This is a genomic window from Pedobacter segetis, assembly GCF_016623585.1.
Taxonomy (GTDB): domain Bacteria; phylum Bacteroidota; class Bacteroidia; order Sphingobacteriales; family Sphingobacteriaceae; genus Pseudopedobacter; species Pseudopedobacter segetis.
Genome location: NZ_JAEHFY010000028.1, coordinates 1 through 26,586, shown reverse-complemented (window position 1 = coordinate 26,586; position 26,586 = coordinate 1). Strand labels below are relative to the sequence as shown.

Annotated in this window: 15 protein-coding genes and 1 tRNA gene; 7 read left to right on the top strand and 9 right to left on the bottom strand. The window is 36.3% G+C overall.

All coding sequences use genetic code 11. From position 1 onward, the window contains the following. Positions 1 to 75 precede the first annotated feature (75 nt). Together I5M32_RS15455 and I5M32_RS15450 are read left to right on the top strand one after the other, a co-directional pair. Positions 76 to 1,791, top strand: coding sequence for a tetratricopeptide repeat protein (locus tag I5M32_RS15455; protein ID WP_200587943.1), 1,716 nt, complete (start codon positions 76 to 78; stop codon positions 1,789 to 1,791). 127 nt (positions 1,792 to 1,918) lie between these two features. Next, the gene (locus I5M32_RS15450; RefSeq protein WP_200587942.1) at positions 1,919 to 6,115 is read left to right on the top strand and encodes a choice-of-anchor Q domain-containing protein; all 4,197 of its coding nucleotides are present in this window, start codon (positions 1,919 to 1,921) and stop codon (positions 6,113 to 6,115) included. 252 nt (positions 6,116 to 6,367) lie between these two features. On the opposite strand, the gene mutS is transcribed toward I5M32_RS15450, so the two are convergent. The 3 genes from mutS to I5M32_RS15435 all read right to left on the bottom strand — a co-directional run bounded on the left by mutS (position 6,368) and on the right by I5M32_RS15435 (position 9,646). Beyond that, positions 6,368 to 8,980 carry a DNA mismatch repair protein MutS gene (mutS, locus tag I5M32_RS15445; protein ID WP_234461985.1) on the bottom strand — a complete coding sequence of 871 codons (2,613 nt, stop codon included), beginning with the start codon at positions 8,978 to 8,980 and terminating at the stop codon, positions 6,368 to 6,370. Between the two features lie 82 nt (positions 8,981 to 9,062). Continuing rightward, positions 9,063 to 9,416, bottom strand: coding sequence for a DUF5615 family PIN-like protein (locus I5M32_RS15440; protein WP_200587941.1), 354 nt, complete (start codon positions 9,414 to 9,416; stop codon positions 9,063 to 9,065). Continuing rightward, entirely contained in the window at positions 9,413 to 9,646 is a 234-nt protein-coding gene (locus tag I5M32_RS15435; protein ID WP_200587940.1) for a DUF433 domain-containing protein, read from the bottom strand. The genes I5M32_RS15440 and I5M32_RS15435 overlap by 4 nt, the downstream gene beginning before the upstream one ends. A 194-nt stretch (positions 9,647 to 9,840) precedes the next feature. Here I5M32_RS15435 and I5M32_RS15430 point away from each other — a divergent pair, with 194 nt between their 5' ends. After that, positions 9,841 to 10,731, top strand: coding sequence for a polysaccharide deacetylase family protein (locus I5M32_RS15430; protein ID WP_200587937.1), 891 nt, complete (start codon positions 9,841 to 9,843; stop codon positions 10,729 to 10,731). 411 nt (positions 10,732 to 11,142) lie between these two features. Here I5M32_RS15430 and I5M32_RS15425 read toward each other — a convergent pair whose 3' ends face one another. Next, entirely contained in the window at positions 11,143 to 11,931 is a 789-nt protein-coding gene (locus tag I5M32_RS15425; RefSeq protein WP_200587935.1) for a DUF4249 domain-containing protein, read from the bottom strand. Positions 11,932 to 11,933: 2 nt separating this feature from the next. Then, entirely contained in the window at positions 11,934 to 14,273 is a 2,340-nt protein-coding gene (locus I5M32_RS15420; RefSeq protein WP_200587933.1) for a TonB-dependent receptor, read from the bottom strand. A gap of 198 nt (positions 14,274 to 14,471) precedes the next feature. Here I5M32_RS15420 and I5M32_RS15415 point away from each other — a divergent pair, with 198 nt between their 5' ends. Both I5M32_RS15415 and I5M32_RS15410 read left to right on the top strand, forming a co-directional pair. Continuing rightward, positions 14,472 to 14,990 carry a DUF2911 domain-containing protein gene (locus I5M32_RS15415; RefSeq protein WP_200587932.1) on the top strand — a complete coding sequence of 173 codons (519 nt, stop codon included), beginning with the start codon at positions 14,472 to 14,474 and terminating at the stop codon, positions 14,988 to 14,990. A 105-nt stretch (positions 14,991 to 15,095) separates the two neighbouring features. After that, positions 15,096 to 16,457, top strand: a complete 1,362-nt coding sequence (locus tag I5M32_RS15410; RefSeq protein WP_200587930.1) for a PAS domain-containing protein — start codon at positions 15,096 to 15,098, stop codon at positions 16,455 to 16,457. Here I5M32_RS15410 and I5M32_RS15405 read toward each other — a convergent pair. Next, positions 16,454 to 17,638: a DEAD/DEAH box helicase gene (locus I5M32_RS15405; protein WP_200587928.1), complete on the bottom strand. Its 1,185-nt coding sequence runs from the start codon at positions 17,636 to 17,638 to the stop codon at positions 16,454 to 16,456. The genes I5M32_RS15410 and I5M32_RS15405 overlap by 4 nt on opposite strands. 151 nt (positions 17,639 to 17,789) lie before the next feature. Next, complete coding sequence (locus I5M32_RS15400) at positions 17,790 to 20,576, bottom strand: glycoside hydrolase family 2 TIM barrel-domain containing protein (RefSeq protein ID WP_200587926.1); 2,787 nt, start codon at positions 20,574 to 20,576, stop codon at positions 17,790 to 17,792. A 1,007-nt stretch (positions 20,577 to 21,583) separates the two neighbouring features. Between I5M32_RS15400 and I5M32_RS15395 the strand changes: the two genes are divergently transcribed. Beyond that, positions 21,584 to 22,618, top strand: a complete 1,035-nt coding sequence (locus tag I5M32_RS15395; protein ID WP_200587924.1) for a Fic family protein — start codon at positions 21,584 to 21,586, stop codon at positions 22,616 to 22,618. Between the two features lie 252 nt (positions 22,619 to 22,870). On the opposite strand, the gene I5M32_RS15390 is transcribed toward I5M32_RS15395, so the two are convergent. Together I5M32_RS15390 and I5M32_RS15385 are read right to left on the bottom strand one after the other, a co-directional pair. Further along, positions 22,871 to 22,944 (bottom strand) — tRNA-Pro (locus I5M32_RS15390). Positions 22,945 to 23,070: 126 nt separating this feature from the next. After that, the gene (locus tag I5M32_RS15385; protein ID WP_200587922.1) at positions 23,071 to 24,693 is read right to left on the bottom strand and encodes an alanine/glycine:cation symporter family protein; all 1,623 of its coding nucleotides are present in this window, start codon (positions 24,691 to 24,693) and stop codon (positions 23,071 to 23,073) included. Between the two features lie 207 nt (positions 24,694 to 24,900). Between I5M32_RS15385 and I5M32_RS15380 the strand changes: the two genes are divergently transcribed. Then, positions 24,901 to 26,418 (top strand): amino acid permease, encoded by a 1,518-nt coding sequence (locus tag I5M32_RS15380; protein WP_200587920.1) that lies wholly within the window; start codon positions 24,901 to 24,903, stop codon positions 26,416 to 26,418. The last annotated feature ends 168 nt before the right edge of the window (positions 26,419 to 26,586 follow it).

Genomic DNA, 26,586 nt, shown 5'->3' with positions numbered 1-26,586 from the left:
TATTTTAAATATTGATTTAATTCGTGTATTTTAAAGATAATTATTTCTTTAAAAAGAAAATACGATATTGCCCCTGTGAGTTTTCAGAAAATAAAAATCTTCCTTTCACTGTTAATAATTTTTAACACAATACCGCCCCAAGCTGCTATAATTCACAATATTGATTACACTACTTTATTAAACAAAACTTACGGTGAACGGGCGTTCCAACTATGGAATATTTATGATGAAATTATCAGTGCAAATAAACATCAGCCTAATCTAAAAGAACTAGAATCATTTCAATCCTTTTGCAGAAAAAGCAACGACAAAGCTTTAAATATTGAATCGGATTTAGTAGAAGCTGTATATTTAATAGAATACCATCCCAATCAAAAAAAACAAATATTTAAGCTATTAAATACTGTGATTGCCGATGGAAAGAAAAATCACATCGTACAATTACAGGCGAGAGCACTTAAAACCAAAGCCAATTATTATTGGAGTCATCTACAGCAATATGAACTTGCCTTTGAATTTTACCAAGAAGAACTTTCATTAATACAACCTTTAAAATTTAAAGATTTTCCAGATAAAGTACTTGATCTATACCATGTTGGTAATTCTTATTATTATTTTTCTGATTACAAAAAAGCCATTACCTATTTTAGAAAAACAACAGAATATAAACAAGGTGTACACAAAACGATTGATTATTACATTACCCAATCTTATAACAGTTTAAGTCTTAGCTATCAAAAAATCAATCAATTAGATTCTTCTGATTTTTACTTGAACAAGCTTAAGGTCTTAAAAACAAAAACAAGCGATAAGCAATGGTTGGGTATAATTGATGGAAATTTAGGTTATAATTTATATTTGAGAAAAAATTATAAAGCAGCAGAACCCTTGCTTAAACATGATGTAAAAACTGCACTTGAATATTCTGATTTTGGACTTGCTTCTGGTTCTTCTATGACGTTAGCCAACATTTATCTTAAACAGAAAGAAAATAAGAAAGCTATTGATTGGATCCTTAAAAGTAGGGAATATGTAAATAAATCTGGTCAATACTCAAGGTATCAGAGGCTTTATCCATTGTTAAGCAAATACTACATTTTAATAGGCGATAAACAAAAAGCGGATAATTTTATTGATTCTGCTCTTTTTGTGAGGGACAGTATGGTAAAGAAGTTTAACGCACTCCAATTATTACGTTCGCAACAAAAAGCAGATATCATCAAACACAATGTAGATTTAAAAGCCGCTAACGATAAAGAGAGATTAAGAACGATACAACTTAATCTAATTCTCGTGTTTTTTATCATCGCCATCCTGATAGCACTTTATATTTATCGGCTTCAAAAAAAGAAACACGCTTTAGAGAACTTATTAAATCAACAGCATTTATCCGAAAAAGAAAAAGAAATTCATAGTGCCAAACAAGAATTAGATAGTTTCACAAAAAGTATTATAGAAAAAAACAGAATCATAGCTTCATTAGATAAACAACTTAAGGAGGATAGCGGGAATACTCAACTTTTAAATAACTTGGAAGAACTTAGAAGAATTACCATCATTACAGAACAAAATTGGGAAGATTTTAGGGTTTTGTTTGACCAAGTAAATGGCGGTTACATTCATCAACTAAAGGCTGAATTCCCTAAAATCACGCCTGCAGAAGTTCGCTTTCTTGCGCTTAAAAAATTAAATTTTAGCTATAATGAAATGGCTACAGCTTTAGGTATTTCTCCACAGAGCGTAAGGACCATTGCTTACCGAATGCGCAAGAAAAACATCATCACTTCTTAAATAACCCTCATCTTTTTTACATTATTAAAATTGCGACGTTTTTGCGACGCTCATAAAGACTCTTTTTCTGGCGTATAGAGCTATTTTGCCGAAAATGTTTCTATGTGTGAATAAATAATATACTCACTTGAAATATAAAACCCATATACACATTGCCATGAACAAACTTAAAAGAAGCTGCCTTAAAAAGGCAATTTGTTTAATATCCATCGCGGTTGCCTTTACTTTTATAGCAAATGCACAAACCGTCCGTTATGTAAAAACAACAGCCACCGGTAACGGAGATGGAAGTAGTTGGGCTAACGCAAGCAGTAACATACAAACAATGATTGATGCCTCGGATGCAGGTGATGGAGTTTGGGTAAAGGGTGGTACTTACATCCCATCTGAATATGCGGGCAACGGCACAACCGACAGAGACAAATCTTTTGTTTTAAAAGCCAATATAAAGGTATATGGTGGTTTTGCAGGTACAGAATCCACGTTAACTCAAAGAGATTTAAGCCTAACTGCCAATGAAAGCATCTTAAGCGGAGATTTGGATGGTAACGATGGTCCAGGTTATACTAATTATGATGATAATGCCTATCATGTTGTAATTATTACTGGAGCTGTAGGAAATGTTGTTTTAAGTGGTTTTACCATAAAAGGTGGAAATGCAAATACCGGTGGCACCATTACAGTAAACTCAAAATCTATCAGTAGAAGCAATGGAGGTGGTATTTACAATTTCAATGACGCTTTTGATACAGCACCATTACTTTCAAATTTAAGTATCTTATCAAATAGAGCCAATTCAAAGGGAGGTGGAATTTACAACAACCTCACATCTACTCGCATTTTAAACGTAGCTATTAAGGGCAACTACGCCTACTTAGGAGGAGGGATATACAATGTTAACTCGGGAACAGCAATAACAAATGTTCTCATATCTGGCAACAGTGCAATCGGAGGTGGAGCGCTTTATTTTACCAGTTCCAATCCAGTAATTACAAATGCTACCATCAGTGGTAACAAAGCAGGTGACGGAGGTGCTATCTACAATTCTGATGTAATAATAAAAATACGTAACAGCATCATTTATGGAAACAGTTACGGGATTTACAACACTCAGTATGTGGCCCTCACTAATAGTTATAGCAACATACAAACCAGTGGAACGAGTTCAGTTCCATTAGATATTGAAGTTATTGATGGTGGTAATAACCTAAATACCGATCCTTTATTTATTGACGCTCCCGATGCTAGCACCGCTCCTTTTACCGGTGGGGATTACCGGTTAAAAAGTAACAGTCCAACCATTGGCGCAGGGAACAACATCTATTATAATGATGGACAAAACCCCAATTTATCGTCTATCACTACAGATTTAGCAGGTAATGCCCGAATAAATATGTCGGATATAGACATGGGAGTGTATGAATATTTGGTTAAGCCCAACGTTAATGGAATTGCATACGTAACACCTACAGGTTCTGGTGATTTTAGTGGCGATAGCTGGACAAACGCTACTGCTAATATTCAGTTTGCCATAGATGCAACAGCTACCCAGCAGGTTTGGGTAAAGGGCGGTAATTATATCCCATCTGAATATGCGGGCAACGGCACAACCGACAGGCATAAAGCTTTTTTAATCAAAGAAAACGTAAAAGTTTACGGTGGCTTTGCAGGTACAGAAAGCAATTTAAACGAGAGAGATTTAAGCCTTAGCGCCAATAAAAGTATTTTAAACGGAGATTTAGGTGCAGATGACGGTGCTAATTTTAGCAACAGTACAGAAAATGCCTATCATGTTGTGATCTCTGCCGGAACGGTGGGTACGGCAGAACTCAATGGTTTTACCATACAAGGCGGAAATGCAAATACAGGTTCTAATACCATTTTAGTGAATGGTAAAAATATTTTAGCCTCAAGAGGTGGCGGGATTTATAATGTCGATAGTAGTCCATTGCTCACAAATTTAAGTATCATCAGTAATCAAGCACTTTTTGGTGGAGGTGTGCGTAACGACAATAGCAACCCAATTTTAACCAATGTAACCATTAACGGGAATTCGGTAGCCAATAATGGTGGAGGTATAAATAATGACGGTAGCAGCCCAATTTTAACCAACGTCATCATCAGCGGTAATGCTGCCACAAGTGGAGCTGGGATGTACAATAATAATGGCAGTAACACTATCCTAACCAATGTAACCATAAGTGGGAACGCGGCATCAACAAATGGTGGTGCAATGTACAATACCAACAGCAGTGTTCCCCTTATCCGCAACTGCATTATTTATGGCAATAATTCCAGCGTGTTCAATAATTCGGCTACGCCCAGTTTTTTTAATTCCATTATCGAAGGCAGCGGTGGCAGTACCGCTTGGTTAAGCTCAACCGGAACCGATGGCGGCAATAATTTGGATGTTGATCCTTCTTTTGTAAACGCCCCTTTAGCCAACACAGCCCCTTTTAGCGTGGGCGATTATCATTTAACAAAAAACAGCTATGCGGTTGGCTCTGGCGATAATACTTTTTTCAATTCTGCTCAAACGCCAGATTTAAACGCTATTGTTACAGATATTGATGGGAATGGACGCATACAAAAAACTTTTATCGATATGGGTGCTTACGAAAGCAACTATAACATATCCGTTATACCTGATGCCAACGGCATTGCTTACGTTACGCCAAGCGGTGCTGGGAAGTTAAATGGCAGTAGTTGGGCAAATGCCACCGATAATATACAGTATGCCATAAATGCCACCACTACCCAACAGGTTTGGGCAAAAGGTGGTACTTACATTGCTTCTGTTATTAATGGTAGCGGATCAAATAATAGAGATAAAGCTTTTCTCATATATAAAAACGTAAAAGTTTATGGTGGTTTTGCAGGTACAGAAAGCAATTTAAGCGAGAGAGATTTAAGCCTTAGCACCAACGAGAGTATTTTAAGCGGAGACCTAAACGGTGATGATGGACCCAATTTTACCAATTATGGCGATAATGTCCTCCATGTGGTGATGACCACAGGGTCTGGGAATACTGCCCTTTTAGACGGTTTTACCATAAAAGGAGGTAACACTGGCGGAAATGGCGGAGGCATAAGCAGTGCTAGAGCCGGGATGAAGTTTAACAATCTACTGGTTAAAGAAAACAGGGCCGGTTCTGGAGGAGGGCTAGATTTGGTTAATGCTACGGTGCTAACTAATTCTACAGTTAGTGGCAACATTTCCTCTAATAATAGTTATGGCGGTGGTGGAATATATTCAACAGGTTTTTATACCTCCCAAATCACCAATGTGGTCATTAGCGGTAATACCACTGGTGGATTCGGCGGCGGAGTCTACATTTCTAGCGGCAAATTGGTTTTTACAAATGTAACCATCAGTGGCAACAAAGCTAAGAGTGGGAATGATAATGGTGGGGGGATTTGGATTTATCCTGACGGCAGTGCTTCTATACGGAACAGCATCATCTATGGAAATAGTTCAAAAATTATTGCTATAGCTGGTTTTGGCACTTCGGTTACTAGCAGTATTTACCAGAAAAACTCATTTGTAGATGATGATGGAAATAATTTGGATAATGTAGATCCTTTATTTGTAGATGCTCCTGATTTTAGTACCGCTCCTTTTATCGGTGGCGATTATCATATAAAAGCAGGTAGCCCAGCCATTGGCGCAGGCGATAGCAGCTATTTCGATCCTGGGAAAACCCCCGATTTATCTGCCATTGCAACAGATTTGGACGGTAATGTACGAAGCCAGGGAGGAATAATAAATATGGGAGCGTATGAAACTTTTATCCCTTTACCAGTAAAGCTCATCAGCTTTAGCGTAAAGCCATCGGGTAATTTTGCGCAGTTAAACTGGCAGACAGCAACAGAAACCAACAACAATTACTTCACCATTTCAAAAAGTACGGACGGTAAAAGCTTTGAGCAATTAAGCACCATAAACTCAAAAGGGAATAGCGGAGCTGATTATGCAACTATAGACTTTTCTCCTTTTGCAGGTTTGAGCTATTACAAACTGAGCCAAACAGATAGAGATGGTAAAACCAAAGAATTAGGTATAAGGACTTTAAAACTGGAAAGTTTGGATAAAGAAGGTTTATTGGTTTATCCTAATCCTGTTGTTAACGGTATCATCAACATCCAAGGTCAGGATTTAAACGGTCTGCAAAATATTGCGATTTATGATTTAACCGGTAAGGAAGTTTGCAAAAACCAAGTGAAGTTTGATAACGGTTTGGCGACTTATAAACTGAGTAATATCAAAACTGGGGTTTATGTGCTAAATATTTCCAACAAAAGCATGAAAATTGTTGTGAAATAGCCTTGTAAACCGTCATATCGAACGATAGGGAGAAATCTGTAAGCGATGGAAAACAAGCCCTTTTTTTAATTCACATGCTCTAAATTTTTGGCTGTAAATTGGAATTGGTGAAGTATTAAGGAACTTAGAGATTTCTCCTACCGTCGAAATGACGTTTGAATAATGCCGTTATTACGAAATAAGAGGTAGTAAAAGTGATTATGAAAAGTGCTTACAGCATAATGGATAGAGAGACTTATTGGGTTTAAAATTTTAAGATTTCTTCAATACTTTCTGTATCTCATCCAACTTCATCAATGCTTCTACGGGGGTTAAAGTATTCACATCCAAGTTGTTTAAAACATCCCTGATTTTGATCAGAACCGGATCATCTAAAGAGAACATTTGCAATTGAACGGGTTGTTTCTGCATTTTCATTAGGCTGGCTTTTACGTGTTCGCCGCCGGTACGCTCGTTTTCTAAACGGACCAAAATCTCGTTTGCCCGTTTTAAAACTTGTGGTGGCATCCCCGCCATTTTTGCAACGTGTATCCCAAAACTATGTTCGCTGCCGCCCGGCACTAATTTTCTCAAGAAAATAACTTTGTTGCCCACTTCCTTCACAGAAACATTAAAGTTTTTTACCCGATTGAAAGAATTGCTCAACTCATTTAACTCGTGGTAATGGGTGGCAAATAGGGTTTTGGCTTTCGCCGATGGATGGTTATGGAGATATTCTGCAATTGCCCAAGCGATGGAAATACCATCATAAGTGGAGGTTCCACGCCCAATTTCATCCAATAAGATCAAACTCCTATCAGAAAGGTTATTTAAGATGCTGGCGGTCTCGTTCATCTCCACCATAAAAGTAGATTCGCCAGAACTGAGGTTATCAGAAGCACCAACCCTTGTAAAGATTTTATCTACAATACCAATCGTGGCTTCTTTTGCGGGCACAAAACTGCCCATTTGCGCCATTAAAACTATCAAGCCTGTTTGGCGCAACAAAGCAGATTTACCTGCCATGTTTGGCCCAGTAATGATGATGATCTGTTGCGAATCGTTATCCAAATAAACGCTATTGGTGATGTATTCATCGCCCAAAGGCAAATGTTTTTCTATCACCGGATGCCTGCCCCCTTTAATATCCAACAATTTTTGGCCGTTTACCTTCGGTTTTACATAATGGTTTTTCTTTGCCGTTTCTGCAAAACAAAGCAGCACATCTAACTGGGCAACCAAAAAAGCATTAAGTTGGATCGGTTTGATGAATTCTGCGATGCTGTTCACCAAATCTGTGAACAAACGGGTTTCTATGGCCAAGATCTTTTCTTCGGCACCTAAAATCTGGTCTTCGTATTCTTTAAGTTCTGGGGTAATGTAACGCTCGGCATTTACCAAGGTTTGTTTACGGATCCAATCTTGTGGAACTTTATCTTTATGGGTATTAGAAACCTCTAAATAATAGCCAAAAACGTTATTGAAAGCTATTTTTAGGGAAGTAATTCCGGTAATTTCGGCTTCTCGTTTTTGCAGTTCAAGCAGGTAATCCTTTCCGCCAAAAGCGATTTTTCTTAAACGGTCTAAATCGGCATCAACGCCATCTGCCATCACTTTACCTTTGTTTAAAGCAACTGGTGGATCGGCGAATAATTCTTTTTCTATTTTTTCTCTGATGGAAGCGCATAGGTTCATCTGCTCGCCCAATCGTTTTACCGCCTCTTGCGGAACTTCTTCACAAATATTTTTTATTTCGGCGATAGCCAATAATGCCCTCTTTAATTGGATGATTTCCCTTGGATTGGTTTTTTGCAAGCCTATTTTAGAAATCAACCTTTCTAAATCGCCAACCTGGCGGATAAAACCTTGCAATTTTTCCCTTAAACTGGCATCATCGTAAAAAAATTGGACAACTGCCAAACGTTCTTGTATCGGTTTTTCGTTTTTCAAGGGCATTACTAACCATTTGTGCAACATCCTTGCTCCCATGGCACAAGAAGTATGGTCTAAAACATCTATCAGTGTTTTGGCATTCTCGTTATTAGAACCTACCAGTTCTAGATTACGGATGGTAAACCTATCAAGCCACATATATCGATCTTCCTCGATACGAGAAATATTGCTGATGTGCTGCAATTGGCGATGTTCTGTTTCGCCCAAATAATGTAGTGAAACACCGGCCGCAACAATACCGAGATTTAATTTATCTATACCAAAGCCCTTTAAAGATTTAACCTCAAAATGTTTGAGCAAAGTTTCTTGGGCGTAATCTGAAGTGAAGGCCCAATCGTCTAAAGTATAGGTGTAAAAACGCTCGCCAAAATACTCTGTAAAATCTTTTTGTTTTGCCTTAGAAAAAATGACCTCGCTAGGTTTAAAACTTTGTAAAAGCTTGTCGATATATTCTGCATTGCCTTGCGCAACCAAAAACTCGCCTGTAGAAATATCCAAAAAAGAAATGCCGATGGTTTGTTTCTCGAAATGGAGCGTTGCTAAATAATTGTTGGATTTTTGTTGTACGATATTATCGCTGTAAGCCACACCCGGCGTTACCAATTCGGTTACGCCACGCTTAACGATTCCTTTTACCGTTTTTGGGTCTTCTAATTGATCGCAAATGGCCACACGCTGGCCTGCCCTTACCAATTTTGGCAAATAAGTTTCGATGGAGTGGTGCGGAAAACCTGCCAATTCTATATGAGAAGCAGAACCGTTTGCTCTTTTGGTTAAAACGATACCTAAGATTTGAGAAGCTTTTATGGCATCCTCACCAAAGGTTTCATAAAAATCACCCACACGAAAAAGCAATAATGCTCCCGGATATTTAACCTTGATTTGGTTATATTGGGTCATTAAAGGAGTTTCCTTGATGTTATTTTTAGCCAATGCGATGGTGGATTTTGATTTGCAAAGTTAAAAATTAATGGATGTGATTAAGATTTGTTGAAAATTTGGTAATTGTGGAGTTTTATCGATGTTGGATAATAAAATCTTTAGTGATTTCTACCAAATTACTTTCAGAAAGTAAATCAATTATCATTTCTAGTTTTATAGAAAATATCTCTAACAAAATTTTATTGTTTATGTTACCTGTTCTTATCAAGAGAAGTTTTTTTGGTTCCGATTTTAAAAGATAGGAATCTAAAAAATCTGAATCTTTGGTAATAACTATTCTATTTTCTTTTATCGCTAAAATTATTATTTCTGTATCGTTAGTATAATTTTTGTTTGGTAAATCTGAAGTGTGTAAGGCGTTAAATCCTTTAAAATTTAAATATTCTGCCAATGATTTGGGTAATTGGGCATCTACTATAAATTTCATTTAGCAATCAGATGAATACTTTTTGATTGAACCAATCTATTCGCATATTTTATGCAGGCCAAAAAGTCTTCCTTTTCTAAATCAGGATAGTCAATTAACAATTCGTCTATAGTCATTCCTGAAGCCAGTAACTCTAACATATTTTCAACTGGGTATCTTAACCCTCTAATAGTTGGCTTGCCATGGCAAACATTTGGAGAAATTGTAATTCTTTCTATTACTGAACTCATAAAAAAATTTAAACTTATTTTATAAATATACAAATTTGTTATTTGTTTTAAATAAGGGAGACATCTATTTAAATTGTTAAATTTTGAATGATTCTTAAAATTTATTCATAGAGATAAATCGCCCTTGTACAAAAATCATTTTAAAAATCATGCAAATATGTTTTAGTTTTGCGTTCAAACTCAAAAATCATCTGATGAAAAAAATCATATTGAGCATTACAGCTATCGCTACAATTTTAATTGCGGCCTGTAATTCTTCCGATTCTAAAACTAAATCTGCAGAAAGCGTACAGGATTCTACCCTTAGCAAATCATCGGCGCAAGCCAAAACCGAAGAAGTTGCCCAAACGGTAAACCACGATGGGAAAAAGATAGCTGATGCCGCTACCATTTTAGCCCGCAAGCAAGTGCCTGTTTTGTGCTATCACCAAATTAGAGATTGGACGGCAAAAGATTCAAAATCTGCCAAAGATTACATTATACCTGTACAAACTTTTAAAGAACATATTAAAATGTTGGCAGATAGCGGTTATCATTCTATACAACCCGATCAATATTATAATTATTTGGCTTATGGCGATGCCTTGCCAGCTAAACCGGTAATGCTAACTTTTGACGATACCGATTATGACCAATTTGAGGTTGGTAACAAAGAGTTGAAAAAATATGGCTTTAAAGGTGTTTATTTTATCATGACGGTTTCTATCGGGAAAAACGGTAAATACAGGTACATGAGCAAAGCAGATATTAAAGAACTTTCTGACGAGGGCAATACCATTGGTAGCCATACTTATGACCATCAAAACGTTAAAAAGTTAGTTGGCGATGATTGGACAAAACAGATCGACAAGCCAACCAAGGTTTTAGAGGATATTACCGGGAAAAAAATTGATCATTTTGCTTATCCTTTTGGTTTATGGAACAAAGAAGCCATCCCAGAATTAAAGAAAAGAGGCTTTAGGGATGCTTACATACTTTCTACCTCAAGAGATGAAAAAGACCCCTTATTTACCATTAGAAGGATTATTGCCAGCGGTTATTGGAGCGCAAGAACTTTACACAATAGTATGAAGAATAGTTTTTAGTTTTCTAGTTCATTGGTATTTGGTTCATTAGTATTTGTGTTGTAGTTTATTAGCCATTGGTTCATTGGTATTTTGCGTTGTGGTTTATTAGTTCATTAGTCATTGGTTCATTGGTGTTTTGCGTTGTGGTTTATTAGTTCATTAGTCATTGGTTCATTGGTGTTTTGAGTTGTGGTTTATTAGTTCACTAGTCATTGGTTCATTGGTATTTTGCGTTGTGGTTTATTAGTTCATTATTTCTATTAAATATGTTCTTGCTTCTTGATACTTGTTTTTTGCATCTCAACTCTTAAATTTAATCACCATAACATAAGGTCTTGCTTCTTGATACTTGCTTCTTAAATCTTAAATGTGATTGCCATAACATAAGGTCTTGCTTCTTGATACTTGCTTCTTAAATCTTAAATAGACCTAAGGTATTTTAACCATCACTTTTTGACTGGTATGGGCGCTAAAATAACCTAATGCCCCATTATCAAAATTTGATGTTGGGTTAGCAGGAGCTGTTGGCGGCCCTCCGTTGCCATTAATTTGGGTTATGGCAAAAAAGTAGCGATAAATATCATAATCTATACATTGGAAATCTACCGACACTTTATCTCCCGTTTTCAAATCTGGACTAGAGGTAAACAATGTGTTCTTAACGGTTTTACCATCGTTAAATCTATCTTCATCTACATAATATGCGTTTCTTAAAGTATCGTTTACGGTAATTACGTAATTATATTGATTTTTTATATTTACCGGATCATTAAAATTAACCTGTACAAATTTATTCTTTTTACCAAAAAACGATAGTTCTGTTACTGTTAACGAATCTAAATTGACCCGCTGTGGCATGGTAGAAAAGGCCGTGTAGGTATGCCCATCTGCATCAACTTTAATAGTGTACTTTTTACCGTGTTTACCTACAAAAAAACCTGATTTATAATTACCCGGCGAGAATTCTGTAAAATTATAAACCTGCCCACCTTCTTCTGTAACCGATACATTAGCCCCAGAAACATTTACCACAGAATTATCTTCATCAAAATTTTTGGTTTTAGAAATTTTAACGATTTGATAATTTTGGTTATCAACTACGTTTGCCTCTATAACTATTTGGGGGGCTGCGTTTTTTAGCTTTAAATCAATTACATCTTCGCAAGAAGAAAAAGCCAAAACGGTTAAGGCCAATAGATAATATATGCTGCTTTTCATGGTTAAAATTTAAAGTTCCAAGTTACAGAAGGGATGATACCGAACAAAGACGTTCTAACGGCTTGCGTTTGATTGGGATTGTCTGGATCTTCTTTAAAATCTATAGAAAATGGGTTTTTACGATCATAAACGTTATAAACCCCAAAAGACCAGCTTGATTGGTATTTTTTGCCCGGTTTAATCTTAGGCTCTAAAGTGGCAGAAAAATCTAACCTGTTATAAGACGGTGTTCTGTATCCGTTTTTTTCTGAATAATAAAAAACCGTAGAACCATTTAATTGATATTTACCACTAGGGAAAGTTACCGCAGTACCGGTGCTGTAAACAAAAGTTGAGGCCAAGGTCCATCTTTTACCGGCTTTATAAATAGCAACTACAGATAAATCATGCGTTCTATCTTGCTTTGCATTAAACCATTTGCCATCATTGATTTGATCAAACTGTCTTTCTGTTTTTGCTAAAGTATAGCCTATCCACCCGTTAAAATCCCCAAATCGTTTTTTCAGAAACAGTTCTATCCCATAGGCCCTACCATCACCATAAACCAAATCTGCTTCTACGTTTTTGTTCCCTCTTAAATCGGTGCCGTTTCTGTATTCTATCTGGTTTTGCATCTTTTTATAATAAACTTCCGCAGAGAACTCGTAAGTATCGTTTTTAAAATTGTTGAAATATCCCAGAGCAAACTGATCGGCGATTTCTGGTTTGGTGTTATTGCTGTTCATAATATATAAATCTGTTGGAGATGTTGCCGTAGAGTTAGACATTAAATGCAGGTTTTGTGTATTTCTGGTGTAAGATGCTTTGATAGATTTATTATCGGCAATCTGAAAACTTGCAGAAACCCGTGGTTCTAGATTAAAGTAATTTACTACCGCTTGTGTAGAGGAGAAATTGGCAGAATCTGTTACGTTACCCTGCTTATCATAATCTTTAAAAAGCCCCGGCCCCAATAAAGTGAAATTGCTAAACCTGGTTCCATAAACCAAGTTTATTTTATCGTTCAGTTTCCACTCGTCAGAAAAATAGGCGGCCAACTCTATGCCGTTTCTATTTTCTATGGTGGTTTGGTTAACACTTGATGTTGCCGATGATGTTACTTTTCCTGGCGCTATGGTATGGTGTATGGCATTGATGCCAAATTTAATATCGTGGTTATTGTTGGCAGCGTATTGGAAATCTTGTTTAAGGTTATAATCCCTAATAGAAGAATTTACCCTAAAATTGTTATCGGCCAATAAGTTCTCTATCACATAATTGTAATTGCTGTAAATGAGCGAAGTGTTAGAGAATAAACGGTTAGAAAACAAATGGTTCCATCTCAAAGTTCCGGTAGCGTTTCCCCACTCAAAGCCAAATGTATTTCCCAAACCTAGCTTATCTCGGCCAAAATATCCCGATAGGTACAAAACGTTTTTATCGTTAAACTGATAATTGGCCTTGGCATTTAGATCATAAAAATAAAGCGTATTGTTTTTTATCGAGCTATCTGGCGATAAAGCCAAAAAGGCATCGGCATAGGTTCTACGCCCACTGATCATAAAAGAGCTTTTATCTTTCTTAAAAGGCCCTTCTACTTTCAATCTCGATGCAATTAACCCAAGCCCACCTTCAACAGTATATTCTTTTTTATTGCCATCGTTCATTTTAATATCCAAAACAGAGGCCAAACGCCCACCATATTGCGCTGGCATGCCACCTTTGTAAACGGTAACATCTTTTATGGCATCAGAATTAAAGGTAGAAAAGAACCCCAAAAGATGCGAGGCATTATATACGGGTGCTTCATCTAACAGGATCAGGTTTTGATCGGTAGATCCGCCACGTACATAAAAACCGCTATTGCCCTCCCCTGCAGATTTGATCCCCGGTAGCAATTGCAAGGTTTTTAGAATGTCTCTTTCGCCAAATAAAACAGGGATACTATTTATTTCCTTAACATCTAGTTTTTGAACCCCCATTTGTGCGCTTATCACATTTTCGTTTTTCCTCTCGGCCTTTACTACCACTTCAGAAAGCTGGTTTAAAGAAACCAATGAGATATTGATTTGGGCATCTTTGCTAATATCTAAATTTTGGACAACGCTTTGATAACCAACGTAACTGAACACCAATTTATAAACTCCTTTGGGCACACTCAAAGAATAAAAACCATAAGCATTGGTTACAGTGCCTGATTGGGAAGCGCCGGATAATTGAACAGAGGCACCAATCAAAGTTTCGCCAGTTAGGCTATCTTTAATTGTTCCGTTTAAAACTGGGTTCTTTTGTGCGTAAGCGGTAATGTTAAAAACTAGAGCTAGAAAAAGCAAAAGTAAGAAGGGGTATTGTTTAGCAATCATTAAATTTCAAACGTTTTCTTATAGACAATCATATAACCAATTTGTTGCAAATATGGAACATTAAAAATTATTGAAAGTTAATTGAGCCATATATCAACAGCTTATTTGATGATTATTGCCAATTTATGATAAAATAGATAGATAAAATAGATAATTTAAACGTTAATTTGGTTATATTAAATATTTAAAAAAATAATTATGAAAAAGACATTTTCTATTGCTGTAGCAGCATTTATGCTTTTTGCCATCGCCACGCAGGCACAAACAGATAAAAGCAAAAGACCAAGCCCGCCCGCAAAAGTTTCTGAAACCTTAAAATCTGGCATTATGGTTTCTATTGATTATAGCCAACCTTCCCTTAAAGGCAGGATGATAGGGGCGGCAGATTTTGTACCATACGGAAAAGTTTGGAGAACAGGCGCAAATGAAGCCACCGTTTTTGAGGTAAGCAAAGATGTAAAAATTAATGGAAAAGCTTTGGCAGCGGGTAAATATGGCTTGTACAGCATACCAGGAGAAAAGGAATGGACAATTATTTTTAATAAAACCTGGAACCAATGGGGCACAAAATACAATGAGGCCGACGATGCACTAAGAATTATGGTAAAGCCAGAAAAAACAAAGGATTTTATGGAAAAAATGACTTTCAAGATTGAGGATGACGGCGACGTTGAATTACTTTGGGGCAATACAGAAGTAGGGTTTAAGGTAAAATGATTCTTTGATATAAGTGATTTTTGAGGGTTATACTAGATTAAGTTGATTTTTTACTTAATTTAGGATAACCTTTCTATTTTTATCCTTAAAAGAAAACAAAAAATTATGCAGGCAGAATGTAGCTACCTTGAAAAATCTAACATATTGTTTTATGTAAAGTTAGACTTAGAGGGAAATTACAAATATTTATCCCCAAATTTTTGTGATCATTTTGGATATAAATATGAAGATTACATTGGTGTCCATTCTTTTGAAACCATTTGCGAAGAAGACCATCAGCTTTGTTTAGACATTATACAAAAATGTTTGAAAAACCCAGAAAAAGCATTTGCAGTAAAATTAAGAAAGCCCGCAAAAGACGATAAGATATTTTTTACGCAATGGGAATTTACGCTAGAGTTGGATGAGGATAAAAAACCTATGGAGTATTCTTGCATCGGTTTTGATATTACCAAAAAGGTAAACAGAAGAAGCGAGATAGCGCAGCTTAACTTACAGTTAGAGGGGAGTAAGCAACAGTACCAAGCTTTGTTTGATACCTCTAGCCTAGCTATAATTTTACATGATCTAGATGGTAAATTAATTTTAGCTAACGATACTTTTTGCAAGCTTCTAAAAATAGAGCATCAAAATTTTACTGATTACAACCTTTACCAATTTATAGAAAACAAAAACTGGAAGGCTACCAAAGAACTTTTAACAGCTTTAGAAAAAGAAGGTAAAAACACCGCTTTTGAGTTTGAACTGATCGATGCAGAAAAAAACCTGATACCTGTTTACATCAACAAGCTGATATTTAAAGATTGGACGGGTAAACCCTTGGTTTGGGGCGTAATAACAGATATTACCGAGAGAAAAAAGCACATAAACTTATTAGAGACGCAAAAAGAGCTTTTAGAAAAAAGTGCTAACATAGCCAAGCTGGGCGGTTGGGAATTAAACCTTAAAACTCTAGAAGCAACTTGGACAAAAGAAGTTTATGAAATACATGATCTACCTTATAACAGCATCGGTTTATTTAACTTAGATAACAGCTTGAATTATTTTTTACCAAATGATAGGCAGTTGATAAAAGACGCTATTGATTTAACCATCAAAGAAGGAAAGCCTTATCATTTAGAACTTAAATTCATTTCTGCCAAAAAGGTTAATAAATGGGTTATCATCAGCGGCGAGGCCATGTACCATAACGATAAAATTGTTGGGATAAAGGGGATTATCCAAGATATAACAGAAAGGAAAAGCTTTGAGGAAACAATTATCTCGCAAAACGAGCTACTCACAGAGATTTATTACTCTCAGTCTCATTTAATGCGCTTGCCATTGGCAAATATTTTAGGGCTGGTTAGTTTATTAGAGATAGAGACGGATAAGGATGAAATAGAGATCATCAAAAGGAAGCTAAAACTGAGCGCCACACAATTAGACGAAGTGATCAAAGAACTGGCAATTAAAAAAAACAGTTAGCCTTCTTCTTTAAATGCTTTCTTTTTTGTTTTTTCTTTAACGATGTATAAATCATCTGGCAATTGCATCTGTTGCATTTTTTTACCTTGCTTTTGCTCTAGCCTTTTAATATCGGCAAGCTCCAAATCGGTACAAAAAGTTAAGCATAATTGATCGGTTTGTGTATTTTCCTTAATCAGCATTCTTTGCAAATAGGTCAAAGCATCTTTTGGTATATCTAAATGGATGAGGCAAGGGAAATCTGATACTTGCACTTCTAAAACATCTTCATTGGCAATCACCAAAACCCTAAACTTTGGCGATAATTTAAAATCTTGGGTATCATCAAAACTGTATTCTGTAATACCCCCTGCTTTATAAACCGCAACCTCACCATTAAAATCTTTATCTAGGTTTTTAAAAATGGTTTCTGCGGTAAACCTGGTGTTCACAAAAACCAAAACCTTCTCAAAAACTTCTTTATCTGTTAAAAGCAACTGAATTAGGCTTATCTTTGTGCCAAAATTGGGTACTTGATACAATAGTTGTTCTACCGTATTTAACTGCTGATCGCCTAAATCTTCTACCTCAACAAAATTGGGGTTCTCTAAAATGGTTTCTACCATTTTTTGCAACCGCTCATGCCAAACAGAACTACAAACTATAAATTGCGATTTCCTGATCCCCCTGGCCAATTCTACGGTAGGCAAAGTCAATCCTTTTTTCACGATCAATTCGGCATCATCAACCACAAAAAATAAAATTTTATTCAGGTTTAAACCTAATTTTAAATAGGCGGCTCTAGCCCTATCGGGTGTGGCAACAATTACATCAACCCCATCCGTAAGTTCTAGAACCTGTGCATCAATGCTTGCGCCATCAGCAAATAAGCCCATTATCCTTAGATCCCTGTTCCTGTTTAAGGTATGAAAAGTATCTAAAACAGCTTCGCCAGTTTCAATATCTGGCACCAGGTACAATATCCTGGGGGCTATTTCTTCTATAAATTTGATTTTATTTAAAGCCGCTAAAACGCAAGTAGTGGTCTTTCCGCATCCGTCGGGCCCAATTGCCACCAAATTCTCACCACCGTTTATACGAGGAAACAATCTGCTTTGTATTTCTTTTGGAGTCAAAAACCCTTCATTTGCCATTGCAGAGAGCAATTGCTTGCTCAGTTTTAATTTTTCTAACGTTGCCATAATTAGCGCTAAATTACATCAATTAAGATTCTTAATAGTTTAGTTAAGATTATTTTTCTTAAATACAATCCCATTAATGCAGTTTACACTACACAGTTGTTTATATCGATACGCCGAAACCTACGCTTAATGTTAAACTAAAATCTATCTTTTATCGGAAATCGAACCATAAAGCGCTTACTTCGCCACTTTTATTGGTCACATTATTTTTCTGACCTTCCGGGCCCATCTCATCGGCACCGTGAAACTTTGTACCAATAGGTGGGATATAATCCATAAAACCGAGGTTACCTTTCGGATAATTTATATCGGTATTTTTATTGAAAGCTCCTTTTGGTTTTTCGGTTTTCAGCATCTGTAAAAACACATGGTCTTGCTCTGTATAAACTTTAAACGGGAATTCTTTGTTTTCAATCTGCACCCAGTAAACTTCTGCATGGTTTCCTTTAAATTCGGGATATCCCTCATATATTTCTCCCGTAATGGTATTGTTGTATTTTTTGTCCCATAAATCAAACCGCTGACCTTTCAACCTATTCTTATAGACATGGTAAGGCCCTCTTCCTAAATATTGCATACCGGTAATTTTTTCTTCGGGATAATTGAATGTGATACCCGCATAATCCACCTCTTTTTTTTCATTCTGGCGGTAAGAATATTCTAATTTAACAGGCAAACCAGGTTTAAATGTCCAGTCCACTTTTAACCAGTCATTATCCTTTCCCTTGTAAGAAGCGCTTACTGTATAATTTTCGCCAGATTGCTTATGGCTAAAAGAATCTAGTTTTTGGTCAAAACCTGCCAATACTGGCCCTTCAGACAAAGAAAGGTCTTTCCCTGCTTTTACCACTTTTTGTAGATAACCGGTGGTTTTATTAAAAATTAAAGTGATGTTATCTTGTTTAATTTGCAGAAGATTCTGTTCTTCGGAAACGGATATTGCTGCTTGAGCTGTTGTGGGAACGATCCATTTTTTGGCCAAATCTTTTGCTGTTTTTATTGGCCAACTCCAAGTAAAAATCTCTTTATTGTGAGGGTCTTTAGCGGTAACATATAAAACATCGCTATTCATCCAGTTTTCGGGTAATTTTAAATTCAACCAACCTCTTTCATTTGGCGATAGATCGATATTATCTGCTCCTCCTGTTGCATCAATTTGCTTGGCTAGTGAATCGGGTTTATTGTTAAAGCTTGCAAGCTTCCAAGTGAATTTGCATTGATTAAGATTGGTAAACATATACCTGTTCTCTACAGGTAATTGACCATTAAACGTAGAAGTTATATTTTTTTGGTTGATATAAACCGGCGACCAGATTTCCTTAATGGTATAATAGCTTCCTTCCTTTTCATGATAAGGCCCTAAAATTCCATCTGGTGCAAAATTGCCGGCAGCATCTAAACTATCCTTTTTATCTTTACGCACTACACCCTCATCGGCAAAAACCCATAAAAAGCCACCTGCAGCATTTGGATATTTAAGTACCACATCCCAAAAATCTTCTAAGCCTGCACCATGCCCTCCATCATACAAGCCGTGTAAAAATTCGGTAGGAAAGAAAACATCATCATTATAGATAAAATTATTCTGCAGGGCATTATAAGTTGGGTAGTGTTTGGTATCGGTGCCCCTAAACTTAGCCCAGGGATGTATCACTATACGGTTTTGAGGGTCGTATTTTGCAAAGTCATCATCTAGGTTAAAATTAAAACCGCCCTCGTTACCATTATCCCAGATTACAATACTTGGGTGGTTCACATCACGGATCACCATTTCTTTTACCAAACGATGCCCTATAGAATCGTCATAGAAATTATGCCAGCCAGTCAATTCATCTAAAACCATCAATCCTAAAGAATCACAAACATCTAAAAAATGAACATCCGGAGGGTAATGCGACATACGAACTGCATTCATGTTCATGTCTTTCATCATTTCCACATCGGTTATACTTAATGCTTTGCTGGTTGTTCGCCCGCTGGTAGGCCAAAAGCTATGCCTGTTTACCCCTTTAAATATTACCTTTTGATTGTTGAGGTAAAAACCATCTTTTGGTCTTAATTCTACCGTTCTGAAACCAAATTTTTGATTAATGGAATGAACCGTTTTGCCTTTTTCATTGATTAAATTTACCTCAACCCAATAAAGGTTGGGGAACTCGGGGCTCCATAACTGTATATCCTTAAAATTGCTTTCTAAATTTATGAGCGTATCCCTGGCATTAACCGTTTCGGATATGGTCTTTAAGTTTTTGCTGCCATCAGAAGTTTTTACTACCGCTTCTAGTTTATAACCATCAATTTGGCTTTTTGGATAAACACTCAACATAAAATCGCCGTTCGCTTTGGCATCAACTGCTATACGCTCGATATTAGATTGGGGCAATGCTTCTAGATAAACCGGTCTAAAAATCCCTCCGAATATCCAGAAATCGGCTTCACGCTCTGCCTGATTTACGGATAGATTTTGAGATTTCTTGCTGACTTTTACTTCCAGCAAATTGGTTTGTCCGTATTTTAAGAGACTGCTTATATTGTATTTGAACCTGTAAAAAGCCCCTTGGTGTATCTTACCTGCTGGTTTTCCATTGATTTTTACTTCAGTATCAGTCATGGAGCCATCAAATACAATATTTACCAATTTACCTTTCCAGCTATTATCAACTTTGAATTTATATTTATAAAAGCCTTGTTCATCGGCTTGTTTTACCAAATCTGTTTTACCATAATCATAATTACCGAAGCCTTGTAGCTCCCAGCAGGAAGGCACCTGAATTTTTGACCATTTACCGCTATTCATTCCTTTTGTACAAAGAAAATCCCAGGTAACAGTATGGTCTTTGTCTAATCCTGATAAATATTTTATTTCGGTTTGCTGAGCCTGAACGGCCAAGGCATAAAAAAATGACAAAATAGATAATAAAACAAGTTTAGACTTCATCAAATTATGGATTATATATTTGTTAGTTTGATTTATAATGGACTTTTGGACTAAAATAAGGCAATTATTTAAAGTTTAAGAAAATATTCTATTTATTGGCAATTTTAGTAATCTATAAATTTTAAAGGTGTAAATTTTGCCACCCAACCGCCTTTACTCAATAAGTTTATCTGATGGTTTTACTTTTAAAATTTCTTTTTTAAGACTACTCTCTTTTTTATGAAAATTTTATCATTAATCGTACTAATTTTTTTTTGCCCAACCCTGGCTTATTCATACATAAAAAATAAAGGGTTTTAATTGGCAAAAGATAAACAGGTAAAATTAAATATTGGCACTTTTAAAACTCATCCAATTATCATATTGATGTGGATAGCAAGATTAATTAATAGGAGATAAACCTTTGTTGATTGAAGGTTTGGATATTAAAAACAAAGATTGGTGCCTCGGTTTTTCACAAGATTTAAAACTTTCTTTTTTAAGCACAAAAAGATTATATGCCTGTGGCGCATTATTTGAGTTTTACCGCTCAATGTTCATTTATTTTGCCATACCTTTTACCACTTTCCAGTCCGTAACCTTTACCAACTTTCGCAAAGACATTTCAATTTTTCCCCACTTACTGATATTCTGGGATACATATCAGGGCACTTCCTTTTTTTTCTTTGTTCAACCTCAATATGAAGTGAATCTCGAAACTGTTTGTTGTTATGATGGTTTTTGTTTTAACTTATTTTTCAAAACAGTTCTCAGGAAAATCAAAAAAGTGATTCATATGAATTCATTTCAGTTCAAATATTATTCTATAAAATTCAATATTACAGATAGTTAAACATCATCTGGCCTCCTACTAATATATTTTTAAGCGCATTTCTCTCAATAAATGAGCCCAATAACACTTTAACTGGAGCTACAATAATTTTAAGCTCATAAATATTAATTTTGAAGCGCATTTTTCTTAAAATATGAGCTATATTTATATTTATTATGAGCTTTAATCATATCTTATGGATTTACAAGAACTGTTAATTAATTATATTCAAGCAAATCCCTCACAATCCTCCATGGAGATTCATGAAGGAATCCATACGGATAAAGCTTATGCTACGACCAAAAGGGCACTGGGAAAATTAGTGACTGACGGTTTTATCATTATAGAGGGTAAAGGAAAAGGGACTAAATACCTTATTAGCCCAAGCTATCAACTTTTTTTTCCTATTGATTTGGAAAGCTATTTCGAAAAGGAAATTGATGAACGACAAATCCATGAGTATTTTAATTTTGTATTGGTAGAGGTTACTTTACCAGCAGTAAGTATTTTCACAAAAGCTGAACAGCAACAATTGGAAACTTTACAGCTAACTTTTAAAGATAATGTGTCTCATCTATCTGCATCTGCTTATCAAAAAGAGATGGAACGTTTAGCTATTGATTTAAGCTGGAAATCTTCCCAGATAGAAGGAAATACTTATTCTTTGCTAGAGACCGAACGTTTGCTAAAAGACCAGGAAACTGCAGCAGGCAAACCAAAGGACGATGCCACAATGTTGCTGAACCATAAAGAAGCGATTAATTTTATTGCGGAGCATCCTGATTATATGCAACCTCTTAAAATCGCAGCAATAGAAGATATCCATAGTATTTTGGTAAAAGACTTAGGTGTTGACCGTAACATTCGTACCCGAAGAGTAGGCGTAACAGGCACCAATTACAAACCTTTAGATAATGAACATCAAATTAGGGAAGCCTTAGAAAAAATGTGCGATTTGGTAAATGCAAAAGAAAATGTGTTTGAGAAAGCCTTACTCTTATTGATTTTACTCTCCTATATACAAGCATTTGGGGACGGGAACAAACGTACCGCCCGAATCATTAGTAATGCTATGCTGATGGCTCATGAATACTGCCCGATCTCTTTCAGAACAGTAGATGCCATTGCCTATAAAAAAGCGATGTTGATCTTTTATGAGCAAAATAACCTGAGCGCCTTTAAAAGAATCTTTATAGAGCAGTTTGAATTTGCTGTGAAGACCTATTTTTAACGAAAGTTTGAATTCAAAAAAAAAATTATAAAGTAAAGATGTTTTCAACGTCATCCTCTACTTTTACCTCCTTTTGATCGTTTATTTTCTATTAAACCGTTTTCCGTGAAGAGATCTAATATTTAAAAGTGTTCACCTTATTGTTCACATGACAGGTAGATTATGATGTACTAAGATAGACTGTTAAAAAACTGAAAACCCTCTAAATAATGCTATTTAGAGGGTTTTGCATTCATTTAGACTGGGTCTCAGTCGGGATGGCAGGATTCGAACCTGCGGCCTCCACATCCCAAATGTGGCGCGATACCGGGCTACGCTACATCCCGAACTTATTGTGATTGGGATTGCAAAAGTAGGTTTTTTATTGAATGCTGCAAATAATTTCTAAAAAAAAATAATATTTTTTAGCAAGCTAAATTATCAATTACTTTAAGTTTTTGATTGTTAATGGCTTAATCAAACCTTTTCTTGATGGCTAACATATATCGGTTCATTTCGCTTTTTACTTTTGGCGATAAGATAATTAAACCTATCATGTTTGGGAAAACCATGGCCAATATCATAGCATCTGAAAATTTGACTACTGAGTCTAAAGTTGCTGCCGCTCCAATTATCACAAAAATCAAGAATAAGATCTTGTATGTAATATCCGAAGATTTAGACCTTCCAAAAAGGTATTTCCAAGCTTGCAAACCATAATAAGACCATGAAAGCATGGTAGAAAACGCAAATAATACAATGGCTATGGTTAAAACGTAAGAAAAGTGGGGAATCACAGCATCAAAGGCCAATGTGGTCAAATCTACTCCGCCAACAGATTGCCCCGTGGCTTGTATGGTTATATTACCTGCTGCATCTGTTAGGCCATAGGTAAACAAACCGTCCATATTGTAAAAAATAATAACCAAGGCTGTCATGGTGCAAATAACTACCGTATCTATAAACGGCTCTAATAAAGAAACCACACCTTCACTTGCTGGATACCTTGTTTTTACGGCCGAGTGCGCAATTGAAGCAGAACCAACTCCTGCCTCGTTAGAGAAAGCAGCTCTTCTAAAACCGGTTATCAAAACCCCTAAAAATCCGCCCATTCCCGCAGCCGGGGAGAAAGCTTCAGAAAATATCAACCCAAAAGCATGGCCTATGTAATTGATATGCGCAAAAATGATAATTAAACAGGCTATTACATATAAACCTGCCATAAACGGAACGATTCGCTCTGTCCAAACTGCGATTCTCTTGATACCCCCCAAAATCACAATAGCTACGATGGCAGCAATTGCCAAACCTAATAATGTTTTAATAAAACCGCCCTCTAACCCAAAAGTAGATGTAAGTTGTGCAACCGCTTGATTTGATTGAAAAGCGTTTCCTCCTCCAAAAGATGCACCTACGCAAAGTATTGCAAAAACCACGGCCAAGGTTTTACCTGCAGTTGCCATTTTTAGTTCCTTTAAACCTTTGGATAAATAGTACATCGGCCCGCCATGTATGGTTCCGTCTTTATCCACATCTCTGTATTTTACGCCTAATGTGCATTCTACAAATTTTGACGACATTCCTAACAAACCCGCTAAAACCATCCAAAAAGTTGCGCCGGGCCCACCAACCGCAATGGCTACCGCCACGCCTGCAATATTCCCTAAACCCACGGTACCAGAAACCGCTGCCGTTAACGCTTGGAAATGACTTACCTCTCCATCTCTTCTTTCATCTTCAGAAATAGGTAGCGGAGCTTCATCATCAGGATGGGTCTTTTTTGATTTAGCACTATTACCTTCCACAAAATCATATTTACCCTGTACAACTTTTATCGCCATAGGAAATTTCCGGATGTTTACAAAAGAGAAATATAGCGTAAAAAACAACGCACCTCCAATTAATACAATTAGCACTATTGGGATTGAAAGTTTATCTGTTATAGGGATAGATGTAAACACCAATGTTTCCCAAGCATCTGCAATTGGTGCAAAACCTTTGTTTATTTTCTCATCTATGCCTATTGCAAAACAAGAATTTGAGATACTGAAAAATGCAACGGATAATAAAAAAGCTTTTAATAATTTTAATTTCATATTTTACCTAAGGTTTAAGCGGGAGAAGATATTGTTTTTGTGCATAAATCGCAAATATTAATTTTAAAACGAAGCGTTTTTCAAATATTAATTCGTAATAAATTTGATAAACAATTAAAAAAACAGCTCAATTTAATTTGATTTACGCTACATTAGATTTTATTTTACACGCTAAATACTTTCTAATAATTTAATTAAGAAAATTAAATGGGTTTATTTATTAAAAAATCGATCACTCAGTTGCTGGCCGATGCAGCCGAATCTGAAAAAACGCTAAAAAGAACACTTACCGCTAGTTCTTTAATTGCTTTGGGAATTGGGGCTATTATAGGCGCTGGTTTATTTGTAAGAACCGCTGCCGCAGCGGCACAACATGGCGGCCCTTCTGTTACCATAGGTTTTATTGTTGCTTCTATTGGTTGTGCTTTAGCAGGGCTTTGCTATGCAGAACTTTCATCTTCTATCCCAATAGCGGGTAGTGCCTACACTTATAGCTACGCAACCATGGGCGAGTTGATAGCCTGGATCATTGGCTGGGATTTAATTTTAGAATATGCAGTTGGGGCCGCTACCGTGGGCATTGCTTGGACAGAATACCTAAATAATTTGTTGGTTACCACTTTTGGGATGAAACCCATCCCTTATGAATGGAGCCACTCCCCTTTTGAGACTAGCTTAGACGGTTTACATACCGGCATGATCAATCTTCCCGCATTATTTATCGTATCGGTACTAACATTATTGCTAATAAGAGGAACCCAAGAATCTGCCTTGGTAAACAATATCATCGTTATTGTTAAGGTAAGTATTGTAGTCTTGTTTATTGTTATTGGATGGGGATTTATCAATCCTGCAAACCATACTCCTTACATCCCGGCAGCTACAACCTATACCGACCATCAAGGCATTAGTTATGATTATGGCGGTTTTTGGGGCATAATTGGTTCGGCAGGTGTGGTGTTTTTCGCATTTATAGGCTTTGATGCCGTAAGTACCACTGCCCAAGAGGCAAAGAACCCAAAAAGAGACATGCCAATAGGGATTTTAGGATCTTTGGTTATATGTACCATTTTATACGTATTGTTTGGGCATGTTTTAACTGGTGTTGCATCTGTAGAAGATTTTAGGACAACTGGTAAAGAAGCATCCGTAGCTTTTGCTATCAATAAGTATATGCTTGGCTATGCTTGGCTAGGGCAAGCGGTAACCGTTGCTATACTTTTTGGTTTTTCATCGGTTATTTTGGTAATGCTTTTAGGGCAATCTAGGGTTTTTTACTCTATGAGTGCCGATGGTTTAATGCCGAAAATGTTTAGCGAGCTACATCCTAAATATAAAACCCCTTACAAGGCCAACTTATTAATTTTAGTTTTGGTTGGGTTGTTTGCCGCTTTTGTGCCGGGCGATATAGTTGGCGACATGACCAGTATAGGGACCTTATTTGCTTTTATGCTGGTTTGTGCCGCAGTTATCATTTTAAGGAAAACCAATCCAGATTTGCCCCGCCAATTTAAAACCCCTTGGGTACCATTTGTACCTATTATGGGAATAATTGTTTGCGGATTGATGATTTTTGGTTTAGGCTGGATCAATTGGTTACGTTTAATTGTTTGGTTAGCCATTGGTTTTGTGATCTACTTTTCTTACAGCAGAAGCCATTCTTTGTTACAGAAAGGAGAGTTAGTAGATCCTAAAGACCCTCCTGCACCCAAGATAGAAGAGTAATACTTTTTTGATATAGTTTAAAGGCCCGAGCTTAATCTCTCGGGCCTTTTATTTAAAATTATTTTAAAAAATTTGGGTTAAATAGAATATCAAAAAGGCTTAAAGACCATTAATCAAGAAAGTTTTTATCTGTAAAAAAGATGAAAAATTTAAACCTTATAACATTTT